1 protein-coding gene and 1 pseudogene are annotated in these 1,729 nt (G+C 60.5%); both read left to right on the top strand.

Annotated elements, in window-relative coordinates:
* The first annotated feature begins 59 nt into the window (after positions 1-59).
* Positions 60-371, top strand: a complete 312-nt coding sequence (locus AC0L21_RS37830) for a transposase (protein WP_473267057.1) — start codon at positions 60-62, stop codon at positions 369-371.
* Positions 372-571: 200 nt separating this feature from the next.
* Positions 572-1,729: pseudogene (locus tag AC0L21_RS37825) on the top strand (IS110 family RNA-guided transposase); the annotation flags it as partial.

The following is a 1,729-nucleotide window of genomic DNA, read 5'->3' as shown; positions in this document are numbered from 1 at the left end:
TGAACCTCCTCCGAATGAGTGGACACCTGTAGTAGGCTCGTTGAGCCCGGAGGTGTCGAATGGAACGTCAACGTCGGTCGTTTACTGAGGAGTACAAGCGCCAGGCCGTCGAACTGGTGGTGTCGAGCGGTCGCTCGATCGGGTCGGTTGCCAAGGAGCTCGGTCTGCGCGACTCGGTATTGCGACGCTGGGTAGATAAGCTCCGGCAGGAGCCGGCATCGGCGGCGTGGCGCCCCACCACGCAGGCGACGCCGATGTCGGCGGACCAGGCTTCGGAGATCGCCCGCCTGCGCCAGGAGAACGAACGGCTGCGCATGGAGCGCGACATTTTAAAAAACTGTCCAGCGGGATGGCGCGCCTGTGCGGGGTAGAAACAGCCTTGTGCTATCCCTTGGCTCGGAGGGTAGCGGCCGTCAGCTTATTGGAGGCACTGTCCCCGTTAAAAAACGTGGTCCATGGGCGCATGCGGACTTGAGAGTGGTGACGCCGTTTCGGCGGCGATCCCGATTAGGAAGATGACAAATTGGCATAGCCCAGACCCTCCAGCCCATCATCGGACGGAGGATTTGCGATGCCTAAGAGGACAACTGGTGGCGGCCCGGACTTAAAGCCGGTCAACCTTGGCGCGGCCGCCATCGACATCGGGTCAAAGATGCACATGGCGGCGGTGAACCCGGCCTGCACCGATACGCCAGTGCGTGCATTCGGCACATTCACGCAAGACCTGCATGAGCTGGCGGACTGGTTCAAGGCGTGCGGCGTGACCAGTGTCGCGATGGAATCCACTGGGGTCTATTGGATCCCGGTCTACGAGATCCTAGAACAGCGCGGGTTCGCGGTCATTTTGGTCAACGCGCGGTACGCCAAGAATGTACCTGGGCGCAAAACCGATGTCAGCGATGCCGCTTGGTTACGCCAGCTCCACTCCTATGGCCTGTTACGGGGCAGCTTTCGACCCGATGCCGAGATCGCAACCTTGCGAGCCTATCTGCGCCAGCGCGAGCGGCTCGTGGAATATGCTGCCGCCCATATCCAACATATGCAGAAGGCCCTGATGGAGATGAACCTGCAGCTCCATCATGTTGTCTCGGATATCACCGGCGCGACCGGCATGCGGATTATCCGAGCCATTGTCGCAGGCGAACGCAATCCCGACGTCCTAGCAACCTATCGGGACGTGCGCTGCCATTCATCGATCGAGACGATCCGCGCAGCACTCGTAGGCAATGACCGCCACGAACATGTCTTCGCGTTGACTCAATCGCTGGAGCTCTACGACGCTTATCAGGCAAAGATGCTCGACTGTGATCGCAAGCTCGAAGTCCTGATCAGTGCATTGAACACCAAAGGAGCAGGACCAGTCGGAAAGCTAGCCAAGCCACGCGTCAAGACCAAGCAGGTCAACACACCCACCTTCGATGTCAGGGACCGCGCTGTATGGCGTGCTTGGCGTCGATTTGACTGAGATCCATGGGTTGGGTCCGTCGCTCGCATTGAAGCTCATCGGCGAGTGCGGCACGGATTTAAGGGCATGGCCGAGCGCCAAACACTTCACTTCCTGGCTCTGCCTCGCACCCGGCAACAAGATCTCCGGCGGCAAGGTGCTGTCCTCGCGCACACGGAGATCCTCAAGTCGCGCAGCTGCGCTGTTGCGGTTGGCAGCAACAACCGTGGGGCGGAGCGAGACAGCGCTTGGAGCATTCTATCGTCGGCTGTCCTCACGCGCGGG

The sequence above is a fragment of the Bradyrhizobium sp. WSM4873 genome, from assembly GCF_055811355.1.
The sequence above is the reverse complement of the archived record's forward strand: the minus strand, read 5'-3'. Positions and strand labels throughout refer to the sequence as shown.

Excerpts from the sequence above, each read along its gene's own strand:
- AC0L21_RS37830 (WP_473267057.1), top strand. The coding sequence starts at position 60 with ATGGAACGTCAACGTCGGTCGTTTACTGAGGAGTACAAGCGCCAGGCC.